15 protein-coding genes and 1 riboswitch are annotated in these 21,804 nt (G+C 61.9%); of the genes, 8 read left to right on the top strand and 7 right to left on the bottom strand.

Features of this window, described 5'->3' with window-relative positions; translation table 11 throughout:
- Positions 1-13: 13 nt before the first annotated feature.
- The 3 genes from J3T92_RS03625 (at position 14) to J3T92_RS03615 (ending at position 2,389) form a co-directional block, all read left to right on the top strand.
- Positions 14-1,366 (top strand): nitrate/sulfonate/bicarbonate ABC transporter ATP-binding protein, encoded by a 1,353-nt coding sequence (locus tag J3T92_RS03625; RefSeq protein ID WP_416378903.1) that lies wholly within the window; start codon positions 14-16, stop codon positions 1,364-1,366.
- A gap of 47 nt (positions 1,367-1,413) precedes the next feature.
- Positions 1,414-1,486: riboswitch (Fluoride riboswitch) on the top strand.
- Positions 1,487-1,574: 88 nt separating this feature from the next.
- Positions 1,575-2,012 (top strand): FluC/FEX family fluoride channel, encoded by a 438-nt coding sequence (locus tag J3T92_RS03620; protein ID WP_267399767.1) that lies wholly within the window; start codon positions 1,575-1,577, stop codon positions 2,010-2,012.
- The gene (locus J3T92_RS03615; RefSeq protein WP_267399766.1) at positions 2,009-2,389 is read left to right on the top strand and encodes a fluoride efflux transporter FluC; all 381 of its coding nucleotides are present in this window, start codon (positions 2,009-2,011) and stop codon (positions 2,387-2,389) included. The genes J3T92_RS03620 and J3T92_RS03615 overlap by 4 nt, the downstream gene beginning before the upstream one ends.
- A gap of 33 nt (positions 2,390-2,422) precedes the next feature.
- Here J3T92_RS03615 and J3T92_RS03610 read toward each other — a convergent pair whose 3' ends face one another.
- From J3T92_RS03610 to J3T92_RS03585, 6 genes are all read right to left on the bottom strand, one after another.
- Positions 2,423-3,430, bottom strand: a complete 1,008-nt coding sequence (locus J3T92_RS03610; RefSeq protein WP_267399765.1) for a bile acid:sodium symporter family protein — start codon at positions 3,428-3,430, stop codon at positions 2,423-2,425.
- Between the two features lie 120 nt (positions 3,431-3,550).
- On the bottom strand, positions 3,551-4,342 hold the full coding sequence (locus J3T92_RS03605) for a L,D-transpeptidase (protein WP_267399764.1): 792 nt from the start codon (positions 4,340-4,342) through the stop codon (positions 3,551-3,553).
- 54 nt (positions 4,343-4,396) lie between these two features.
- On the bottom strand, positions 4,397-5,197 hold the full coding sequence (locus tag J3T92_RS03600; protein WP_267399763.1) for an alpha/beta fold hydrolase: 801 nt from the start codon (positions 5,195-5,197) through the stop codon (positions 4,397-4,399).
- A complete protein-coding gene (gene ychF, locus J3T92_RS03595; protein ID WP_267399762.1) occupies positions 5,194-6,300 on the bottom strand; it encodes a redox-regulated ATPase YchF in 1,107 nt (368 codons plus the stop codon). The genes J3T92_RS03600 and ychF overlap by 4 nt, the downstream gene beginning before the upstream one ends.
- Before the next feature lie 57 nt (positions 6,301-6,357).
- On the bottom strand, positions 6,358-7,161 hold the full coding sequence (proC, locus tag J3T92_RS03590; RefSeq protein WP_267399761.1) for a pyrroline-5-carboxylate reductase: 804 nt from the start codon (positions 7,159-7,161) through the stop codon (positions 6,358-6,360).
- A gap of 10 nt (positions 7,162-7,171) precedes the next feature.
- A complete protein-coding gene (locus tag J3T92_RS03585) occupies positions 7,172-8,551 on the bottom strand; it encodes an alpha/beta fold hydrolase (protein WP_267399760.1) in 1,380 nt (459 codons plus the stop codon).
- 552 nt (positions 8,552-9,103) lie between these two features.
- Here J3T92_RS03585 and J3T92_RS03580 point away from each other — a divergent pair.
- The 5 genes from J3T92_RS03580 to J3T92_RS03560 all read left to right on the top strand — a co-directional run bounded on the left by J3T92_RS03580 (position 9,104) and on the right by J3T92_RS03560 (position 19,127).
- Positions 9,104-12,172 (top strand): InlB B-repeat-containing protein, encoded by a 3,069-nt coding sequence (locus tag J3T92_RS03580; protein WP_267399759.1) that lies wholly within the window; start codon positions 9,104-9,106, stop codon positions 12,170-12,172.
- Between the two features lie 474 nt (positions 12,173-12,646).
- On the top strand, positions 12,647-13,684 hold the full coding sequence (locus J3T92_RS03575) for a LacI family DNA-binding transcriptional regulator (RefSeq protein ID WP_267399758.1): 1,038 nt from the start codon (positions 12,647-12,649) through the stop codon (positions 13,682-13,684).
- 54 nt (positions 13,685-13,738) lie between these two features.
- Positions 13,739-14,722, top strand: coding sequence for a ribokinase (locus tag J3T92_RS03570; protein ID WP_416378883.1), 984 nt, complete (start codon positions 13,739-13,741; stop codon positions 14,720-14,722).
- A gap of 613 nt (positions 14,723-15,335) precedes the next feature.
- Complete coding sequence (locus tag J3T92_RS03565) at positions 15,336-18,104, top strand: DUF7134 domain-containing protein (RefSeq protein ID WP_267399757.1); 2,769 nt, start codon at positions 15,336-15,338, stop codon at positions 18,102-18,104.
- 348 nt (positions 18,105-18,452) lie between these two features.
- Positions 18,453-19,127, top strand: coding sequence for a response regulator (locus J3T92_RS03560; RefSeq protein WP_267399756.1), 675 nt, complete (start codon positions 18,453-18,455; stop codon positions 19,125-19,127).
- Positions 19,128-19,146: 19 nt separating this feature from the next.
- Here J3T92_RS03560 and J3T92_RS03555 read toward each other — a convergent pair whose 3' ends face one another.
- The gene (locus tag J3T92_RS03555; protein ID WP_267399755.1) at positions 19,147-21,795 is read right to left on the bottom strand and encodes an FtsX-like permease family protein; all 2,649 of its coding nucleotides are present in this window, start codon (positions 21,793-21,795) and stop codon (positions 19,147-19,149) included.
- Positions 21,796-21,804 lie beyond the last annotated feature (9 nt).

Here is a 21,804-nt window from a genome sequence, read left to right as displayed (position 1 = left end):
GAGAGGTTCGACAATGACCAAGATCAATTCCAACGGGATCATCACGGCCGAGCACGTGACCAAGACCTACCAGTCCGACAAGGGCGCGGAACTGACTGTCCTCGACAACATCGACTTCACCCTGCACGAGGGCGAGGTGGTGGCCATCCTGGGCCGCTCAGGCGCCGGCAAATCCACCCTGCTGCGCATCCTGGCCGGCCTGGTCCCGGCCAGCAAGGGCAGCGTCGAATACCGGGGCAGGCAGCTGGACGGGCCCAACCCCGGCGTGGCCCTGGTCTTCCAGAGCTTCGCCCTGATGCCCTGGCTGACCGTCAAGAACAACGTTGAGCTGGGTCTGCAGGCCCGGGGGGTGCCCAGGAAAAAGCGCGAGAGCCTTTCCCTGGCCGCCATCGACGCCATCGGCCTGGACGGCTTCGAAAGCGCCTACCCCAAGGAGCTTTCCGGTGGCATGCGACAGCGCGTGGGCATCGCCCGGGCCCTGGTCCTCAAGCCAGACGCCCTCTTCATGGATGAGCCCTTCTCGGCCCTGGACGTGCTGACAGCCGAGAATCTGCGGCAGGAAGTCCTCAAGGTCTGGTCGGAGGAGGCAGGCAGCGTCAAGTCGGTGCTGATCGTCACCCATAACATCGAGGAGGCCGTAGAGATGGCCGACCGGGTTCTGGTCCTGGACTCGCATCCCGGCCGGGTCATCGCAAACGTGCCCATCCATCTGGACAGGCCTCGGGACAAGCAGTCCGATCTCTTCCAGTCCTGCGTGGACTACCTCTATTCCATCCTCACCGGCCGGCGCGACAGCAAGGACATCCGCCGTCGTCTGCAGACCAAGGTGCGCAACCGTCAGGCCGTGCGGGACTCGGTACGGGACGAGGACATCACTGAACGCAACCTGCCCGACGCCACACCCGGCGGCCTGGCCGGCCTGGCCGACGTCATGGTCAACCAGCCCAACGGCATGGACCTGGCCGACCTGGCCGCCAAGCTCTCCTTCGAGGTGGACGACCTCTTCCCGCTGATCGATGCCGGACTCATGCTGGGCATCTTCCAGGCCGACAACGGGCACGTCAGCCTGACCGACCAGGGCCGAGCCTGGAACGACGCGGACATCCTGGAGAGCAAGGAGATGTTTTCCCGAATGCTGATGGCTCATGTTCCGCTGATCCGCATCATCGACCGGGCCCTGAAGAACAGCGACGACAAGAGCCTGCACGGCTCCCTGATTCTGGACCTGCTGAGAGCCCACCACTCGGACAAGGAGGCTGTCCAGCAGTTCGACACGGCCATAACCTGGGGTCGATACGGGGAGCTCTTTGACTACGATGCCGACGACGACCGGCTGACCCTGGACCCGGAGAACCACACCGAGTGAGCAGTCACGACAGCTGTGGCGGCTGCGGTCCCCTTGTTCTCCTAGAATGAGCCTCGGGCGATGGAACCCGCCCGGGGCTCGAGCCCCGAACCGCAAACTGCTGATAGTTCCTGCACCATGATTCGACGACCCGTCTGTGGGCCGGGTGCAGGCGCATGCCATCCAGCCCGACCCTGCGGACGCTGATCCGTCGGGAACCGAGATCCCAATGACCAAATCTTCTACCGGACCTGATATGGCCACGGCCCTGGTGGTGGTGCTGGGCGGAACCCTGGGCACCGGCTGCCGGTACGCCCTGAGCCTGCTGCCTGGCCAGAGCGGCCCACTGCATCCAGGAACCCTCTTGGCCAACCTGATCGCCTGCGCAGGCTACGCCCTACTGACCGCTTTCTTGGCCGGGCTGCCCAAAAGCGCACATGCGCGCCGAAGGCAGCTGACCAACAAGGGTCTGGGCATGGGCCTTTGCGGAGGGTTATCGACCATGTCCACCCTCTCGCTGGAACTGGTCCAAGGCCTGTCGAGCGGTCAAGTCCAGGCAACCCTTGCCTACCTGCTGATCTCCTTTGCCGGAGGCCTGCTGGTCTCCTGGGCCATGGCAGCGCTGGGAGCCCGTCTGTCCTCACACATCCAAGCAGGTGCGCGATGACCATTACATTTACACTGCTGATCTGCCTGTGCGGCGGCCTGGGGGCCGGACTGCGCTACCTGCTGGATACCCTGGTCAAGGCCCGCTGGCAGGTGAACCTGCCCCTTTCGACCATGATCATCAACCTGTTGGCCGGATTAGCTGCAGGACTGGTGGCCGCTCTGGCCACCTTCCACGGACTGCCTAACTGGGGACGGCTTCTGCTGGCCACAGGACTGCTGGGCGGCTTCTCTACTTTCTCGACGGCTGTCAACGAGGTGCTGGCCCTGGCTCGGCAGAGAAGACAGCTCGCAGCTCTGGGCTACCTGGGGGCATCAATTCTTCTGCCGCCCATGCTGACGGCCCTTGGTTTCATGCTGGCCGGACCGGGCATGTAGCAGGTCCAGCCAGCAATCAAGGCTTTGCAGAACTTAGGCGCGAGCCGGTTCCGGGCGACCCTGGGCGGAGTCGGCGGCAATCCCCAGCCGGTCGTCATGCCGACGCCACCAGGCGGACAGCACCGAGCCGGAGATGTTGTGCCAGACACTGAAGAAGGTGGAGGGGATGGCCACAATCGGGTCGGCGGCGAAGGCCTGCAGGGCCAGGGTCGCGCCCAGTCCGGAATCCTGCATGCCCACCTCGAAGGTGATGGCCTTCTGCTGGGCGTAGCGGAACCCCTTGGGGTAAAGGCGGTACATGAGCCGGCTGAAAAGGAAGCCCAGCCCGTACCCGCACAGGTTGTGGAGCATGACCACCGGCAGGACCAGGGCGGTGGCGGCGGTGAAGAGCTTGGCGTGGTTGACGGAGACGACCACGCCGATGATGACCAGGATGGCGATCTGCGAGACTGCCGGCAGAGCCACGGTCACCTTCTGCACCTTTTCCTTGAATAAGGCGTGGACGGCCAGGCCCAGGGCGATAGGGATCAGCACAACCTCAAGGGCGGTCAGGAAGAGCTGCTTGGTAGGGATGGCCACATACTGGCTGGCCAGCAGGTTCATCAGCATGGGGATCATGAAGGGCGCACACAAGGTGGAGAGCAGGCCTATTGACACGTCCAGGGCCACATCGCCGCGCGACAGATAGGACATGACGTTGGAGGAGGTCCCCGAGGGGCAGCAGCCCACCAGGATGACTCCCACGGCGATCATGCCGTCCAAGCGGAAGATGCGGCAGAGCAGCACGGCCAGCAGGGGCATGATCAGGTAATGGGCTATGGTGCCGACAATGACCATGAGCGGCATCTTGAGGATTCGCTTGAAGTCGTCCAGGCTCAGGGTCAGCCCCATTCCGAAGAGGATAATGCTCAGGAAGTAGTTGGTGTAGCTGCGGGCCCAAATGCTCATCTGCGGGACGAAGAAATTCATGGCGGCCCAGGCTAGGACCACCAGGATGAACCACTTAGTCAACCAGTCACTGAACCGCTGCACCTTTTGCATGATTCCTGACCACTTCCTCTCGATAGTTCTCTCTGTGGTAGGGCAAAGTTAGAAAACCGAGGGCAGGCACGACGGCGAATGGTCACATTTTGGACGCAGCTGTTCCGGCACCGACTGGATTCACTTGATCAGGACGGGCGTGCCGGTGGGCACGGACTGCATGATCCATCGAGCGTCGGGCACCGTCAGTCGGATGCAGCCGTGGGAGCCAGGGCGGATGCCCAGCATATCGGCCTCCTCCTTGATGTATCCGCCCTTGGAATCGGTGGGAACCGAATGGAAGAGGAAGACCCCGTGGTTCAGAAAACTGGTGTAGTAGCGGGCGCCCATCCCCTCGCCGGGATTGTAGAAGTGGTCGCCGCGCTCGGCCTGGATGCGGAAGCTACCCCTGGGCGTGGAGTCATCCATGCCCGTCGAGGCGTACATGGAGTAGAGCAGTTCAGACCCGTCGCGCACATAGACCCGCTGGTCCTGAAGGCTGACCTCCAAGGATAGGCCAGGATGGGCTGCAGGATCCGGGTAATCAACCTGCTCGGAAGGCTTGAGCCAATCGACAGGATGAGCGGAAGTAGCAGCAGGGTCTGGCTTCTGCTGCTTTGTCTGATTCTTTGTGGTTGATGAAGAGGAGGAGGCAGATTTGCCGGGATGATGTGCCTTGGGGAATCGTCTGACCGAAACGGTGGATGTGCTCGAAGCGCTCGCAGCTGTGGTTCGTTCCGCATGAGCCGCATCCACCGGCTGGAACAGGTTGACGATCAGGACTGTCAGCAACAGCGTCAGCAGGGCGCTTGTCACTACCACAGGCGTGCGGCGGACAGGGTCCAGCAACCAACGGAGCATGGCAAGCGCACGCCGCTTAAGGCGTTTGCCATCCAATCCCCAGACAGCCATGTCCTTCCCCTTCGTCGCCATTGAACGAACCTGTATGCACAGTTCATTGTAATGGCAGACGAAACCGGGAGAGACTCAGCCTTTCAGCACCTGCCTGGCCCAGTCCTCCAGCAGGTCACAAACCAAGGCGTTCTGCTCGATCTGCACATTATGGCCGGCCCGATCCAGCACCGAGTAGGAGGCTCGAGGGAAGCGGCAGGCCAGGTCGAACTGGTCCAGGTAGCCCACACGGTCGTCCTGGCGTCCACAGACAAAGAGCACAGGAGCCATGAATCCGGACCAGACCTGGTCGAAGTCCATATCCAGCTGATAGTGCCCCTCCATTCGAGCCACCGTATCGGCATCGGCAGAACGAATACCGGGCATGATGGTCCGTTGGTAGGCCTCCAGGTGCTTCCGGGACTCCACCACGGCCATCTGCCGGTAGGCATGCCTGGTGAACTCGTCCACGTCGGCCAGTCCCTGGTCGTCCCGGATCAGCACCTGACGTGGGGGCAGGCGCCTGTGGGCGGTCACAGGGTCGACCACCGAGGAGAGCAGGGCCATCCCCCGGCAGCGCTCCAGTCGACCGGCGGCGGCATGACGGCTGAGCAGCCCGCCCATGGAGTTGCCCACCAAGGCGAAAGGGCCACCGCCACTGAAAATGTCCACCTGGTCATTCAGCCACCGGGCCAGACCGTCCAGGTCGAGGATGGACGGGTCGGGCGGCGTGCGGCCGAAGCCGGGCTGGTCCAGATAGATCCGCTCGAAGCCGCCCACCCGCTCGAATACGGGATCCAGGTCGTCGAAGATGTGGTGGTCCACACCGGACCCATGCACAAAGATCAGCGGCAGCCCACGACCCCGGCGAATGGCGAACCCTGGCTTGGCGCTCACTTCTTGGAACCGGAGGGTATGCCGGTCTTGAACTCTACGATGTCGCCGTCCTGCATGACGTAGTCCTTGCCCTCAAGGCGCATCTTGCCCTCCTCGCGCACCTTGGCGTAGGAGCCGTCGGCGGCCACGAAGTCGTCGTAGGAGACCACCTCGGCCTTGATGAAACCCTTCTCGAAGTCGGTGTGGATGACACCGGCAGCCTGCGGGGCGGTCCAGCCCTGGTGGATCTGCCAAGCGCGCACCTCTTTGACCCCGGCGGTCAGGAAGGTCTGCAGGCCAAGAATGTCGAAGCCCACCCGGGCCAACTGGTCCAGGCCGGACTCCGTAAGCCCGGCATCGGTCAGCATCTCGCGGGCGTCCGCCTCGTCAAGCTCGGTCAGCTCGGACTCGAACTGGGCGTTGAGGAAGATGGCAGGCGCGGGAGCCACGGAGTCGGCCAGCTGCTTCTTCAAGTCCTCGTTCTGCAGCTCGTCGTCGTCCACGTTGAAGACGTATATGAATGGCTTGGCGGTCATCAGATGCAGGTCGTAGAGCTCGTCCTTGTCGATGTCACCGGCCTTGGCCGCCTGGTCGATGGTGCGACCCTGGCCCAGAATCTCCTTGGCCTTGCGGACGGTGTTCAGGTAGGCAGGCTTGATCTTGCCCCCGCGCTGGTCCTTCTCCAGCTTGGGCAGGGCCTTGTCGATGGTCTGCATGTCGGCCAGGATCAGTTCGGTGTTGATGGTGTCGATGTCGTCGGCCGGATCCACCTTGCCATTGACGTGGACGATATCGTCGTCATTGAAGGCGCGTACCACCTCGCAGATGGCGTCGGCCTCGCGGATGTTGGCCAGGAACTGGTTGCCGAGCCCCTCCCCCTCCGAGGCCCCCTTGACGATGCCGGCGATGTCCACGAAGGTGACCGTGGCGGGCACAATCTTGTCTGTGTGGACCAACTTAGCCAAGACGGGCAGCCGGTCGTCGGGCAGGGGCACGATGCCGGTGTTGGGCTCGATGGTGGCGAAAGGGTAGTTCTCCGCCAAAACGTTGTTGCGGGTGAGGGCGTTGAAGAGTGTGGACTTGCCGACGTTGGGCAGCCCGACGATTCCTATGGTTAACGACATATCCACCAGTCTATTGCCCGGACTGCCCCCGGCGTGGCTCCCCTCAGGACGGCAGGCTCAGTCGCCGCGCTCCACCGCATCGATGGCTTCGATGACCGCTCCACGGAAGCCGTGCTTCTCCAAGGAGGCGACCCCCTTGATGGTGGTTCCGCCCGGCGAGCAGACCGCGTCCTTCATGGCCCCGGGGTTGGTGCCGGTGGACATGTAGAGGGCTCCTGTCCCCTCCACCATTCGCGCCGCCAGCCGGTAGGCCGCCTGCCTGGGCAGCCCATGCTCCACCCCGGCATCGGCCAAGGCCTCCATGTACATGGCCGTGTAGGCGGGCGCGCATCCGGCGATGGTCGTGCCCACCGAGACCAGCTCCCGGGGCAGCCGCTCGATCATGGCCACCGGGTCGAAGACCCGGGTAAAGAGCTCCCGCTGCTGGTCGGTCAGGGTGTCGTCCTCCTGGGTGATCAGAATCCCTTGCCCTACTGAAATGGGGGTGTTGGGAACGGCGCAGATCAGGTGGGTGCCCTCCGCCAGAATGTCGGCATAGTCCTCAAGGGTCATGCCGCCCACCACCGAGAGGACCATGCGATCCGGGTCAGCCAGCTCATGGCGGATAGGCTCGCAGACCTGGGCCACCTGCCCCGGTTTGACGGCCAGAACCACCAGGTCGGCGGCCGCAGCCACCTCGGTGCCTGAGTGCATGGGCCGCACACCCAGCTGTGCCGCACGCCCCACCAGCCGGTCATAGTGGGCTGCGCAGGCCACAATCCGGCCGCCGGGCAGCACACCAGCGTCGACCAGCCCCTGGGCCATGGCCTGGGCCATGTTGCCGTATCCGATGAATCCGAGAGTCAATGAATCCGTGTTCATGCCCTCAAGTCTAGCCGCGCGCCGGGAAGAGCCCCTCCAGATCGCCGCGCTCCAGGGCCAGCCGGTAGAGGTGGGCGAAGACCCTGTCCCCGTGCAGGCCGTCGTGCTCGAACTCGTTGGTCACCCAGGCATGGGCGTGGCCTACGCGCGAGAGAGTGTCCAGCTGGAGCTCGGAGGGCACATAAAGGTCGTCGGCATAGACCGCGGCCTGCAGGGGAACCTGATTGTCGGCCAGGCGCTCGGGATCGTACAGGTGACCCCAGGAACCCTCCTCCATGAGCAGGCTGACCGCCGGGCCGAAGGGGCGCAGGGCCGCCTCCTGCTCGAACATCCAGGGGGAGATCGCCTCCCCTGTGAACATGAGCGGGCGGGCAGCGGTGTCGAATTCGGGGCGGACGTCGCGCACCCGCTGCCCTGCCCAGCGCAGGGGGGCGCAGTCCCCGTCGGCGTAGATGAACTCCTGCAGGGGCCAGTAGAGCGGGCTGACCGAGGTGGCCGCCCGCACCCCCTCCAGGAAAGTCTGCGAGAGGGTGGCTCGGGAGCTGCTAGCACTGGAAACGGGCAGGCTGCCGTCGCCATCCAGGAAGGCCGTGTCCAGCAGCCAGTGAAGGCGCTCGAACCCGCCGCTCTTGCCCAGGTCCGCGCCCAGGGTCTGCAGCCGCTCCACACTCAGGGGGTCGCCGCCGGGCAGGACCACATCGCCCTGGGCCAGCCGGTCGGCAATAGCTGCCACACGGTCTTGATCCCCCGGATAGCGCTGGTAGAAAGCCTGGGACCGTTGGGCCATTTTGGCGAATGTGTGGGAGAAGAGCTCATAGGCATCCGTGGGGATGTGCGGCACGCCCCCGGCAGTGAAGGCCGCAGCAAGCCCTTGCGGGAAGTTCGACAGGTAGGCCAGGGTCAGGAAGCCGCCGAAACTTTGTCCAAGGGCCACCCAGGGACGGCCGGCGAAGACCGTACGACGCAGGTGCTCGAAGTCCCGGATGATGGAGTCCGCCAGAAAATGCTTCAGATAGTCGGCCTGGGCCCGGGGCTCGCCTAGGGAGGCCATGGTGGAGCCGTCGATGGCGCTGGACCGGCCTGTACCCCGCTGGTCGGGCAGGACAATGCGGAAGTGGCGCAAAGCCTCGGCCATCCACCCGTCGGCAGTGGCGTTCAGCGGCCGTGGAGCCCCATACCCGGGTCCGCCCTGCAGGTAGACCAGCATCGGCAGATCGTCGTGGACATGCTCGGGGGCGCAGACCACGCGGTAGAAGCAGCGGATGACCGTCTGGTCCGAATTGTCTTCGGCTCGCCAAATGCCAGGTTCACTGCCCGCCCAGTCCAGGGGAACGGGGATGGACCCCTCTCGAACGTAGAGTCCAGGCAGATAGTATCCCTGGTTGGTCATATGCTGGCTCCTTTCCTTTAGTTCAGTCGGGTTCATTGTCGCCGGGCGGTTGGACCGGGCTTGTGTGTCGTCTGTGGACTGGGTGGTAGGGTGAAAGGCGGGGGATGCCGGGGAGGCGGCTGGCTTCCGTTTTGGCTCTTGCGGTGTGGCGCGGGGCTGGCGCTGGCTGGCAGGCGGTGTTTGCTTTGTTTGGTGTTTAGTGAAGGGGTTTTGGTTTCATGCATCTGGTTTCCCGTCTGCGTCGCGTGTCGGCGGTGGTGATCGTCCTGCTGGGCCTGCTGGCGGGCCTGGGCGCCGCGTCCGCCCGGGCGGACGCTCCTATCCTCACCGGGGGGGGGGGGTCGGACCCCTCGCGCAGCTGAACCAGCCCCGGGCATTCTCCCCGGCAGCGCGAGCAGCACCCCGCTTCCCTCGCCATCACCGCTGACAGCTTCCCCGCCGTCAAGCCCGATAGCGAGCCCGAACGCCCCGTCATCGCCGACGGGGACGCCCGACAGCGCAGACCCCGCTCCGGCCGGATCAGCCGGAAAGACGGATGATCAGGCTTCGCGCATGGTGCGCTTCGACCCGGGCGACGGAAGCAAGCCCATACAAACGACCGTGAAAACCGGCACCCTCGCCGCCCCCCTGCATCAGAACCCTGGACGCGGGGGCTTCCGGTTCGACGGGTGGACGCTCGACGGGCAGCCTTTCGACTTCCGGACCCCCATCCTCCAGGACACCACCCTGAAAGCCAAATGGACCACGACAACGGACTGGACGCTGAGCCCGGGCCACGGGCCCGCCGCCGGGACGCGCCTGGCCATCAGCCCGCCCGGCAGGCAGGAGCCCTGCTACACCAGCATCCAGGCCGCCGGAGAGCAGGCCACCGGCCTGACCGGCGACGGCCGCATCCGCACATGGACGCAGGACGGCACACCCGAACAGGCCCCCCTCCCCGCCCAGGCCCCACAAGGGCTCCGCTACCTGCAGGCCGCAGCAGGCAGCCGACGGCAGGCCGCCTTGGGATCCGACCAGCGGATCTACACCCGGGACAGCCAACAATCAACGCCCGCCGTCCTCGACACCGGCCAGGACACCGGGTTCACCAGCATCAGCATGGACGATGACCTCCTGCTGGCCGTGGACCGGCAAGGCCGGGTCCACGCCTTCCAAGACAGCCGGGCCGGCAGCCGGAAGCCCCCGGAGCAGGCCACGGCCAGCCTGCCCGGACAGGCGCAGGCCGTCACCGCCGCCGCCTCGGGCGGCCGGATCCTCGCCCTGGACGCGGACGGGCAAGCCTGGGCCTGGGACAAGGCCGACACCGGCAGCATCAAACCCGAACGCATCAAACAGGACCCGGGCACACGCCTCATCCAAGCCCAAGCCCTCAGCACAGGATTCCTCCTCCTGGACGCAGACGGACAAGCCCGGTACCTGGCCGACGGCACAACCAGCCCCGCAGCCGTCAGCCTGCCGGAAGGAGCGCAGGCCAGCCAGATCAACACCAACCAGGACCAGGCCATCATCACCGGCAAGGACGGCCACGTCTGGGCCTGGAAGCCCGGCCAGGCGCCCATGCGCGCGGACGACGGGAGCCGGGCCTACGTGCAGGCGGCAAGCATCAACGGCAGGATCGCCGCCATCAGCAGGCAGGGCGACCTCTACGGGTGGAGCCTGGACAAGCAGGGCCAGCCCGGCAAGCCGGCAGGGATCACCACCACTCAAGCACCCAGCCTGGAATCAGCCAGCATGGACGGGCAGCCGCTCAAACTCAGCAAGAACAACGACGCCTGGCAGACGGACATCCCCGCCCGCAAGCCCGGACAAGCCGCCATCCTCATCACCGGCAGCCAGGACGGCCAGCCCTTCACCAGAAGCCTCAACTACACGGTCGACCAAACCATGACCAGAGAAAATAAGCAAGGCACGACCCACACAGTTACTTTCAATGCGGGCGGCGGAAGCCCCGAACCCGCAGATCAGTATTTCTCCACACCGAACAGCAGAGTCAAGCGGCCCTCCCCCGACCCCACACGCCAAGGCTACCAGTTCGACGGATGGTTCACCGGCAGCATCGCCTACGACTTCAGCAAGCCCGTCGACAAGGGCCTCACCCTCACTGCCCACTGGACGCCCGAAAGCCGGAACGACACGTGGAGCATTAGCCCCGACAAGGGCAGCCAGCTCGGTGGCGGATCCACGACCATCACCCCGCCAGACAGAGCCAGCCAAGGTATCAGATTCAACCAAGTTAGCGGAACAAAAGACTTCAGTGGTTTTTCCTTGGCGGTGGGCAGCGACGGGAACGCCTACGCCTGGGGATACAACAGTTCTGGCCAGCTTGGCGACGGGACGACCACCAATAGGACCACGCCGGTCATGGTCAGGAAGCCTGATCCCAAGACGTATCCGGACCTGCCAGCGGATTTCACCTACGTGCAGGTCAGTGCCGGAAGCGCTCATTCGCTGGCCCTGGGCAGCGACGGGTACACCTACGCTTGGGGAAACAACGGAGATGGCCAGCTCGGCAACAACAGCATCAGCAGCTCGACTGTTCCTGTGCGCGTGCGCGACCCCGCCAGCCCCGCTGACGCGAGCAAAGGACTGCAAGCCACACAGGTCAGCGCCGGAAACTATCATTCTCTGGCTGTAGGCAGCGACGGATACGCCTACGCCTGGGGATACAACAACAGCGGCCAGATCGGCAACAACACCAGCAGCGACTCGCATGTTCCTGTGCGCGTGCGCGACCCCGCCAGCCCCAATGATCCAAGCAAAGGACTGCAAGCCACACAGGTAAGCGCCGGAGGCTGGCATTCGCTGGCTGTGGGCAGCGACGGATACGCCTACGCCTGGGGAAGCAACCACTATGGCCAGCTCGGCATCAACACGAGCAACGACTATGTGAATCCTGCTCCTGTGCGCGTGCGCGACCCCGCCAGCCCCAGTGATCCAAGCAAAGGACTGCAAGCCACACAGGTAAGCGCCGGAGGCGCTCATACGCTGGCTGTGGGCAGCGACGGATACGCCTACGCCTGGGGATACAACCACTATGGCCAGCTCGGCAACAACACCACCAGCGACTACGATCCGAACCCTGCTCCTGTGCGCGTGCGCGACCCCGCCAGCCCCAATGATGCAAGCAAAGGACTGCAAGCCACACAGGTCAGCGCCGGAGTCTGGCATTCGCTGGCTGTGGGCAGCGACGGATGCACCTACGCTTGGGGACGCAACTACGATAGCCAGCTCGGCAACAACAGTATTCCCGCGTCGAGTCACAGTGCTGTTCCTGTGCCGGTGTCGTTCAGCCTGCAACCGGTGATCGCCGGTGTCAGATTCGACCAGACCCCCGTATCGGGGCTGATGCACGGCGAAGGCGGCAGCGTCAGCGTGGCAGCGCCTGCACACGCGCCGGGCACGGTCACGGTCAGCGTCGACTACACGTTGGGCGGCGCAGGAAGCATCCTGACGGACAAGTCCCTCAGCTACACGTACACGCCGCTGGGCGTGCTCCCAAGGGCCGGAGGAGAGGGCATCCTGCTCGCCCTGGCCACCGGCATGACCGGCATGGGCGGGGTCATGGCCTCACGCCGCCACCGGTGGGAAGCACGCCAACTGCTTCACGCTTCGCACGAGTAAGACCGGCCGGGCGGCATATCAATCCCCCCGCCCCCGGCCCACCCAGGGGGAGCAGGGAGGCCAGTGCCAATCAAGGCTCAACCCCAAGAGAGCCGACACGCCTCCCGCGCCCCCACCACACTCCCGCAGGCGAAAGCACGCGAGCAGACATGCACGCCCTACCGCCCCCGCCCGGGAGAGAGGAAAACAGCGGCCAAGCCGGCCGAGGGCATACATGCTCCAGCCAGCCCGGCCGCTGTTCATCCTCCCAATACCAGCATAATCGCGCAAGCAGTAACCCTTCACCCAGCATTTAGCCTCGCTCGCCTTCACTCAAAGCCAAGCCTCGACGGGCCATGCTATGAAAGTTGCGGTATCGTTACCGCACTGATATAACTGAAGGCTGTCAGAACCGTTCGCCTGCCCATGGCGTCGGTCAGGCAACCGCCGAGGTCGGCAGTCCGGCCCGGCGGCCGACCACTTCGACGAAAGGCCATGATGGCGTACGCGACGATCAGGGATGTGGCCCAACGGGCCGGAGTCTCCGTATCGACGGTCTCCCGAGCCCTCAACGACTCCGGGCGCATCTCCCCGGCCACACGACAGCGCATCGAACAGGTCATCCACGATCTGCACTATGTGCCGGACTCCCGGGCCCGATCCATGCACTCCGCCCACTCACGCACCATCGGTCTGCTCATCCCCGACATCCGCAACTCCTACTTCGCGGACCTAGCCTATCTGATCCAAGGTCAGCTGCTCAGCCACGGCTTCCAGACCCTGATCTGCACCTCCACCCAGGGCGACCCCGGCGAGGACCAGGCCCAGGTGCGCAATCTGCTCGGCCAGCACATCGACGGTGCCATCATCGTGCCTGGGCCGCGTTCCTCACACACCTTGGAGGAGCTGACCAGACGCGGACTGCCACTGGTCTGCGTGGACCGTGCCGCCGAGGGCTCCAACGGACGCGACGGACGGACCATCCCCTGCGTGGACGCCGACCCCGAGCCCGGCCTGAGGCAGGCCCTTAAAGATCTGCACGCCGAAGGCCACCGACGCATCACCCTGGTGCCCGGGCCCCTCAAGGAATCGGCCACCTTCCGCGAACGCCTGAACGTCTACCGGGACCTGCTGGCAGACATCGAGGGCATGGAAGACCCCCTGTCCGACCAAGTAGAGCCCGGCACCTTCAACCCCGACATGATCGACCTCTGGGCCCGGCAGGGCATCACCGGCGTGCTCTTCGGATCCTCCCTGGATGCCATACGCGCCATCAAAACGGCCCAGTCCCGAGGAATCGGCATCGGCGAGGACCTGTCCATGATCACCTTCGACGACCTGCCCGTCTTCCGCATCCTGACCCCGGCCGTGTCGACCATCTCCCAGCAGATCGACACCATGGGGACCCGCTGCGTGGACATGCTCCTGCAGCTGATGGCAGGCTCGCCCGTACGGTCGGTCCGGTTGCAGACCAGCTACCGCCACGGCGACTCGGTGGGTCGCCCGCCCGCGCACACCGGTCAGGATCCCTGAGCCGTCCACAGCGTGATCATCAAGGCGGACAAGCTCATCAAGGAACGGAGAAACATGATTCAAGATATGGCGGCGGCGCCCGACCAGGTGCTCAAGGGACTGGATGCCCTCAAGGGGCCCATCTCGGTGGTCGGGTCAATGAATGCGGACTACACGGTCAACACTGACCGGCTGCCCAAGCCCGGCGAGACCATCAACGGGGGTCCCCTCCAAGTGCTGCCCGGGGGCAAGTCGGCCAACCAGGCGGCGACTGCGGCCCGCATCGGTGCCCAGGTCAGGCTCTTCGGGGCCGTCGGCTCCGACTCCAACGCCGACTTCCTGCTGGGGCAGCTGGGCAACGCCGGGGTGGACGTCTCCCATGTGATGACCGTGCCGGGAGCCAGCGGAACCACAGTCATCACCGTGGATGCGCGCGGCGAGAACACCATCGTCTACTCCCCCGGCTCCAACGGCAAGGTGGATGTGGACTACGCCCACCGCTCCCGCCAGGCCCTGACCTCCGCCAAGGTGCTGGGCCTGTGCCTGGAGAGCCCCATCGAGACGGTCACCGAGGTCGCGCGCATGGGCCACGAGGCCGGCATGACCGTGCTGCTCAACGACTCCCCCTTCCGCGCCGACCTGCCCGCCGACCTGATCGCCAACTCGGACCTGATCCTGGTCAACGAGCATGAGATGGCCCAGCTGCTGGGCATCGACGAGCCCGAGGACGGCGACTGGCTGGGGGCCGACTGGGACCGGATCAACCAGACCATGCAGGACTTCGGCTTCCATCGGGCCATCGTCACCCTGGGCGGCGAAGGATCCATGGTCCTGGACCAGGGCCAGACCTACCGGATTCACGCCGTGCATGTAGACGCCGTGGACACCACCGGCTGCGGGGACGCCTTTATGGGCACCGTGCTGGCCGGCCTGGCCTCCGACATGACCCTGGTGCAGGCCGCCCAGCTGGCCTCCTACGTCTCCGCCTACGCTGCCACCGGACAGGGGGCGCAGGCCTCCTACGGCACGGCCGAGCAGATTCGGCTGCGCTTCTCCTGAGATTGGGTGCCCTCCCCTGCGTTGTCAGGCCGACGAACCGTTGCAGAATGCACGACGATTCGTCGGCCTGACTGGTATCTGTGGAATACAGGCTGGATGGATGGATATGGGGTGCATACTTGTTGCCGGTTGCCAATTGCCGGTTGAGCACAAATGTGGAATCCATATGGAACCCAAACTCATTGCCGACTGAGCGCAAGTCTGCGATCCGCTCTCACTGCCTGCTGAATCCAAGCACAGAATCCATACTTATTGCCAGTTAAAGCCCTACAAGGGTTGGGACGTGCATTGGGGTACGCATACGTCTCGGCCGTGCATGCTATGCAGAAAGCCATTCCATGTAAGAATGCGTGTACATAAGAATGCATGTACAGCACCACGGCAAGGAACGGTACTAGGTCTCCCAAAGCCAAAGCGGCTAGACCGATAACGGCAATCGCCATCTGCAAAGCCGCCATCTTCCGACTCACTATCTTCCGACTCGCCATTCAGCACCCACTTCCGATTGCGACTGCTCCGACTTATCCACTTTGAGACAGCCTGGGCCCACATTTGACCACATCATCCCTCGGACTGATGGCACCTCCCTCCGCCCCCGAATAGTGTTGATTCCATGAACACAGTCAGTCAAACAGCGCAGCGACCAATCACCAGGTCCAACAATCGAACGCTGCTGACTGACGCTCTCTTCGCCATCCTTCTGTTGCTTCTAGTGAACGGCTCCACCGCCAATCTCAAAGATGGAGCCCTGATCCCCTTGCAGGAAAACCTAACCCTGATGTGGACGGTCCTGCTCATAACTCCTGTCGTTATCCGTCGTCGATTCCCCGACCTGGCAGCCTGGCTCTTCGTTGCTGTGGCTCTGGCTCAGCTTTTCTTGGGACCAGCCATCATGCCCGCCGATGCAGTCTGCCTGGTTATGGTCTATTCCTGTCTGCTCTACGGACGCCCATCCTTGCGTCGACTCTACCTGACCTTGGCCTGGGTCATGACGCCCTTGTCCTGCCTTATCTTCACATTGGTCGATTTGGGGTTTCTGCCTCCGGGAAGAGCACAGCCGAACCGCACCTCTATGTGGCCGATCTCATTCAGAGAACTGGCGACCACCCTCCTATCGAATTTTCTGATCGAAGGGCTTTTACTGCTCGTAGCCATCGTCGCAGCCTACTGGACGCGGACCAGGCGAGATGCCCTTGACGAGGCTCGTCGACGCAACCACGCTCTGGCCCTGCAGGCAGAACAGAGCGCTGCCCTGTCCGCCAGCGCTGAGCGGGCCCGCATAGCTCGTGACGTGCATGATGTCGTCGCCCACACACTGTCCATCGTCATCGTGCAGGCCGATGCCGGCAGATACGCAGCCACTGCCGATGCGAGCCTAGCCCTCAAGACTATGCGCACCATCGATCAAGAGAGCCGTCGCGCCCTACGCGAGCTGAGCTCTCTCTTCGGCAAACTCAAATCACCGACCAACCCAGCGGCCGAAACCAGCCAAAAAACAGCGGATTCCCCTCCCGGTCAACACCCGTCTTCCCTACCACCAACCGACCCTGCCGACATCCATACCCTTGACCAATCTCAAACAACCACCCAAACGAATTCCCCTCGTCAATCCGCGAACGCTCATGATCCGAATCCACCCGGAACGGATCGCACTCAGCCAAGTCAAGCCAGCGACTATCTTCACACAGGCAAAGAGACTCCAGCTGCTAACACTGCCAAGGCTAACGTTGATACGGCCCACAATGCGTGTATTTGGTCCTCAGATGCCACCTCTTCAAGCAATCCGCCGACCAGCTACGAATCATGGACAAACTTGATAGATGCCGCCCAACTTGCTCAGCCAGAATCTCAATTCAACCGACGCCTCGAAGGCCGACCCCACCCAGAAAAGTTGGATCGCAGCCGCGCCATGACTGCTTATCGGGTCCTCCAAGAAGCCTTGACCAACGTTCGCAAGCATGCCGCTCCGGCTTCGGATGTGCTGATTGAAGAACAGTGGCTCACAGACGGTCTGTGCCTCACCATTGACGACCACCCGCTCGACCATGCCACTACCAATTCAGATTCTCCGCCGCAGATGGATCGACCTGAGCATTCAGGTTTCGGCCTTTTGGGAATGCGCGAACGACTGACTTCCCTGGGTGGCAGCCTTCAAGCTGGTCCCAAGCCAGAAGGCGGTTACCACCTCCAGGCGCGGATTCCTTTTGCTGCTCCGCCAAAACCCGACCCTGAAGCAGGAATACACGTCAACCGACAAACGCAATGGTCCTTGCGTTCGATTGTCTCCACGCTCTTCGTTTGGTTCCAACGCCATCCGTTGACGGCCGACCTGGGTCTGGTAATCGGAGTCGTATTGGTAGAAAATCCAGGTCAAGCTCTTGCCATAGCACCTGTCACTCCCCAATATGATCCAGGCCGGCCAGCAAGAATCATTGCCACACTAGCTATCGCTTTGCCCCTGATTGTGCGCAGGGTCCGTCCCGGCATTTGCGCCGCCATAGTAGCTGCAGTTGCCGCCCTGCTGCTCCTTTTCTCGCCCTGGCTACCAGAAGCTGCAGCCTTATCCCCAATCGCCGTCTATTCAGCAATGGTTTACGGTAAAGACACCACCAGGCGCTGGGTTCCGTTCGCGGTCATCACAGATATGGTTTTGTGGACTGTCAGATGTGCAGTCAATAACCAAGGGTGTCCCACCATTTTGTCCTACATAACAAAAGGACCAGCAGAAGCCTCTTTTTCTGCATCCCATTTAGCGCTTTTCATAGTAATGGCCGCGCCGGCCTTGATCTGTCTGCTGAGCATTCTGATTGCCTCACGCCGACGCACTCGTGGTTCGGTTCTGCTTCTCCAGCAGGAGCGCGAGCGCGCGCTAAACCAGACCTTGCAGGAAAGCCAGGCTCTGGCAGCCAATCAAGAGCGTGAACTTATCGGCGCCACCATGCAGGTAGAAGTGGCCGCCACACTGAATACAGTCATTGCATCCACCGGCAAGGCCATCGCCGAGTTGAACGATTATCGAGCCAAGGAGGTGGACCCTCACCCAGAACAGGTAGCGCAAGCCTTCGGCGACATTGCAACCCAAGGACGCCAGGCCCTGGCTCGCATGCGACAACTGCTCACTGTCCTGCGTCACAGTTCCAGTACTGATTTGCGTTCAGACAATGACACCACCGACGTGTCAGACGTGAGCACCAATTCAGACAGGAACCATATGGTCGATCCCACCCACAAGACCGCACCATTGCCGACTCTTCACCCAGCCAAACCCTTGCCAGTAGATCTTGACGATCGGCTTGACAACCCTCTGCAACATTCGCAACAGGATAAGGAATCAAAGCGCGTCCAATCGGACCAACCGGACTGCAGACATGAGCGTTCTTGATGATGTGCACCTCCTATGGCGAGCACACAGGAAATGGATACACAGGAAATGAACACAGCAGGCAATGAGCCCAGCAGAAGAATCGAGCATTCTATGAATCACGGACCGGAAGATCAGCCCAGCCCAGGAATCAACGACAGAAGCGGATCACTTCACCATTTGGTAGTGGCTCCGTCAACAGTTATTTCGGTAACAATCACTCAGACAGCCATCGCTTAGACAACACTCAGTCAGACAGCGATTACCTTGGCTACAAATTGAGACCAGTCGCAATTCCTAGCCACACTCGACTCAGATAAAATCGGATGGTGGCGCTGACCATCATCTAGCGGAAAGAAGCAGGCAGTTATGGAACGGACCGAACCCATCAGCGTTGCCATCGTGGATGACCAGGATCTGGTCCGGGCTGGCTTTTCCCAGGATGACATGACCGTGGTTGGCCAAGGCGCGGACGGCGAGCAAGCGGTGGACCTGGCTTCACGCCTGCGGCCTGATGTGATCCTCATGGATGTCCGAATGCCCGGCATGGATGGTTTGACAGCCACCCGCCGGATCACTGCTCTGTCGCCTGACCGTCCGGAGCCCAGGGTCATTGTGCTGACCACCTTCGATCTTGACGAATACGTCATGGCTGCCATAAAAGCCGGCGCATCAGGATTTCTGCTCAAGGATACCGAACCTGAAACCCTCTTGTCCTCCATCCGTACAGTTCACCAGGGCAATGCGATCATCGCCCCTTCGGCTACAAAACGCCTAATCGAACATATGGCTCATGACATGCCTGAGACCAAATCCATGCCATCGGGCTCAACCTATCGCGATCCCGAAGCGGACCTGCTCACTGATCGCGAGTTGCAGGTCCTGGCTCTCATAGCCCAAGGCCTGAGCAACCAGGAGATTGCCGACAATCTGGGGATCTCACTGCCCACGGTGAAAACCCATGTCACTCACATTCTCCAGAAAATCAATGCCCGCGACCGTGTCCAAGCAGTGGTCTTCCCTTACGAAAACCATCTGGTATGAACACGGCCATCAAGCAGTATCAATCATCACTGAGCGCCTCAATGGGTGAAACCTTAACTGCCTCCCTGGCTGGCAGCACACTGGCTGCCACCGCAGCCAGCAAGGCCACCGGCAGTACCAGCGCAAAAACCGACCATGGCACGGTGAAGGTCACGGATCCTAAGGGAACAAAGACCTGATAGGCTCCTATCCACCCGAATAGCATTCCTAGAACGATTCCAGCCAGACTAGCTCCTAGGGCAATCATGCAGGCTTCGACTCCCAAGGATCGGCGAATCTGGAGGCTGCTCATGCCGATTGCTCTAAGCGTGGCGGTCTCACGACGGCGTTCCAGCACCGACATCATCAAAGTGTTGGAGACCCCTATGAGGGCGATAATGACCGCAACGCCCAGCAATGCCACCATGATCGCCAGCAAGGAATCGATTCTTTCGCCCCATAGTCTCTTTTGCGTCAGCCCACCGCTGATAGCCATGTCGTCATGCTCTCCGACAGCCTGACGTATGTCATCCAAGAGCAGTGCGGCATCACGATCTCCCAGCGTCCTGATCCAGATTTCATGCGTCTCGGTGTTTATCCCAGCGACATTCTGGGAGTCCGTGATTGCATAGACGCCACTGGTATCCAGCCCGCCGAATCCGGCAAAGACCCCGGTCAATGTTCTTCTTGCAACTGACTCTTTTCCACGTTCATCGTCCGCCTGAAGATCAGCTATCGATAACTTCAACTGACTTCCGCTCCGGTAACCGGAATGCTTGGAAATCGTTCTGGTCGATACCAGCAGTGCATCCGACCTTTGCATACCCAGACCCAGATCGGCATGAAGCACACGCCTGATACGTGAAGCATCCAAGGCATAGACAGTCATGGAATCTTGTGAGGGACCTCCCGACTCGACCTTGGCATTGAATCTCTGCACCAGCTCTGCATCAGCAACACCTTTGATACGCTGAATGGCCCGCACATTATTCTTGTTCAGCCCCTGGCCAGATATTTCAATATCCAAGGAATAACGCTGATCAATATCCTTGGCCAAGGTCCGTTTAGTGGTTACCGCACCTGTAGCTAGAGTGGAGACCAGGGTTACGCCAATCAGCAGAGCAACACCTGTGGCAGCTACTCGTGAGGGATTTCGAGCGATATTCGCCACTCCAACCCTGCAAGATGGTCCAATCCGGGACACAGGTCTACCCAGGCAACGCAGAAGAGATGGAATCCATCGACGCGCACCGATCAGCGCACCCAGAAAAATCAGCAAAACACCCAATACTGCGAGACCCAGCAAGAGTTCCTGCTGATTACTGGTCTGGACTGTATCGCCGGTGTTTGTCCTGACTAGCTCCCTGACGCGCCAAGAGGACCAGATCACGAACGCTATGCCAATGACCGCCAACAGGATGCTGATCAGCAGACCGGTCCGTTTCCTGTTTCCTTGCTCCTGATAATCCAGTGGCTGCAGGGCTTCAAGCGGTCTGACTTTGATAGCCGTACGCGTAGACCCAAAGGCAGCCACCAAGGTTGCCAGAACGCCAAGCGCAAATGGAACCAAAAGGGCAGCAGGAGTAAGCAGAAGTGCAAGCTCCATGGTGCCCGAATGCAAACCAAGGCAACCGGCAAGACCCATCAAGCCCATGGCCAGCAGGATGCCAATCAAGGACGATATGACACCAAGAAGCAGTGCCTGCTGCAGCACGCCTAACCTGATTTGCCGTCGATCCGCACCAATAACCCTCAGCAGGGCCAGATACCTGCGCTGTCTGGCCACCATGATCTGGAAGGTGTTGGCAATCACCAAGGCAGCCACCACCATGGCCAGCACACCGAAAGTCATGAGGAAGACAGTCATGATGTTCACACCTTTGCCAGTCTGGTCACTGAGCAGCCTGTCCTCCATGGCGCGACGGCCCTCCAACCGGTATCCGTCAGGAACGTATCGACTGATGTCATGCAGAGTGTTCTGAAGTTCCTTGCCTTGGCCATTAACCAACAGATAGATGTTTTCCAAAGGAGGGGACTCCGGTCCAACCATTCCCACCTTAGTCAGCAGACGACCAATCCGAGAACCCGTCAGCACCACAGCTCCGCCGAAGTCGTCGTACTGTCCACCACGGCTCTTGCTGATACCTGAGATGGTCAAGTTCACAGAACCTTGGTCAACAAGGCGTTCTTTATTTGAAGAATCCTGAGCACTGTCACTTTCTGGGAGCATCAACGGGGATAGATGGAGGCGCACTTTATCACCAAAGCTGGCCTGTAGCCTGTCAGCGACGGAACGCGGCAGTACCACCTGATCGTCTGAATCCGGCCATTGTCCCCGATCCAAATCGATAGGCATGAGCTCCTGCCTGGCACCCATAATGGCCAGAATCCCCTTGCTGGACCGACCGTTTGCTTCCGTATCCACCATGAGGTTGACATCGGGGCGCAGACCACGAACCCCCTGCAGTTTCGACAACCCCCTGCTATCGAACTCGTCGAACAGAATTGGCTTGTCCTGATCCCTTCTGGCTGTCACAGCATAGTTGGCTTGGCCGGCATCCATGCTGATCTCGCGACGCATGGAGACATTCGCCACGTTGCCAAAAAGAAGTGTCAGGCACATAAAGAGGGTGCCGATCACGATGGCCAGACCAGCCGGCATCATCATTCGTGCATCGCGCTTCATCATCGTACGGGT

Origin of the sequence: Bifidobacterium sp. B4081, from assembly GCF_026537335.1 — a bacterium.
Taxonomy (GTDB): domain Bacteria; phylum Actinomycetota; class Actinomycetes; order Actinomycetales; family Bifidobacteriaceae; genus Bombiscardovia.
Note: the sequence above shows the minus strand (reverse complement) of the source record. Positions and strands in the feature narration are given on the sequence as shown.

Coding starts and splice junctions, on each gene's coding strand:
- J3T92_RS03620 (WP_267399767.1), top strand. CDS start 1,575: ATGACCAAATCTTCTACCGGACCTGATATGGCCACGGCCCTGGTGGTG.
- J3T92_RS03610 (WP_267399765.1), bottom strand. CDS start 3,430: ATGCAAAAGGTGCAGCGGTTCAGTGACTGGTTGACTAAGTGGTTCATC.
- J3T92_RS03575 (WP_267399758.1), top strand. CDS start 12,647: ATGATGGCGTACGCGACGATCAGGGATGTGGCCCAACGGGCCGGAGTC.
- J3T92_RS03580 (WP_267399759.1), top strand. CDS start 9,104: ATGGTGCGCTTCGACCCGGGCGACGGAAGCAAGCCCATACAAACGACC.
- J3T92_RS03585 (WP_267399760.1), bottom strand. CDS start 8,551: ATGACCAACCAGGGATACTATCTGCCTGGACTCTACGTTCGAGAGGGG.
- J3T92_RS03625 (WP_416378903.1), top strand. CDS start 14: ATGACCAAGATCAATTCCAACGGGATCATCACGGCCGAGCACGTGACC.
- J3T92_RS03560 (WP_267399756.1), top strand. CDS start 18,453: ATGGAACGGACCGAACCCATCAGCGTTGCCATCGTGGATGACCAGGAT.
- J3T92_RS03565 (WP_267399757.1), top strand. CDS start 15,336: ATGAACACAGTCAGTCAAACAGCGCAGCGACCAATCACCAGGTCCAAC.
- J3T92_RS03570 (WP_416378883.1), top strand. CDS start 13,739: ATGATTCAAGATATGGCGGCGGCGCCCGACCAGGTGCTCAAGGGACTG.
- proC (WP_267399761.1), bottom strand. CDS start 7,161: ATGAACACGGATTCATTGACTCTCGGATTCATCGGATACGGCAACATG.
- J3T92_RS03555 (WP_267399755.1), bottom strand. CDS start 21,795: ATGATGAAGCGCGATGCACGAATGATGATGCCGGCTGGTCTGGCCATC.
- J3T92_RS03605 (WP_267399764.1), bottom strand. CDS start 4,342: ATGGCGACGAAGGGGAAGGACATGGCTGTCTGGGGATTGGATGGCAAA.
- J3T92_RS03615 (WP_267399766.1), top strand. CDS start 2,009: ATGACCATTACATTTACACTGCTGATCTGCCTGTGCGGCGGCCTGGGG.
- ychF (WP_267399762.1), bottom strand. CDS start 6,300: ATGTCGTTAACCATAGGAATCGTCGGGCTGCCCAACGTCGGCAAGTCC.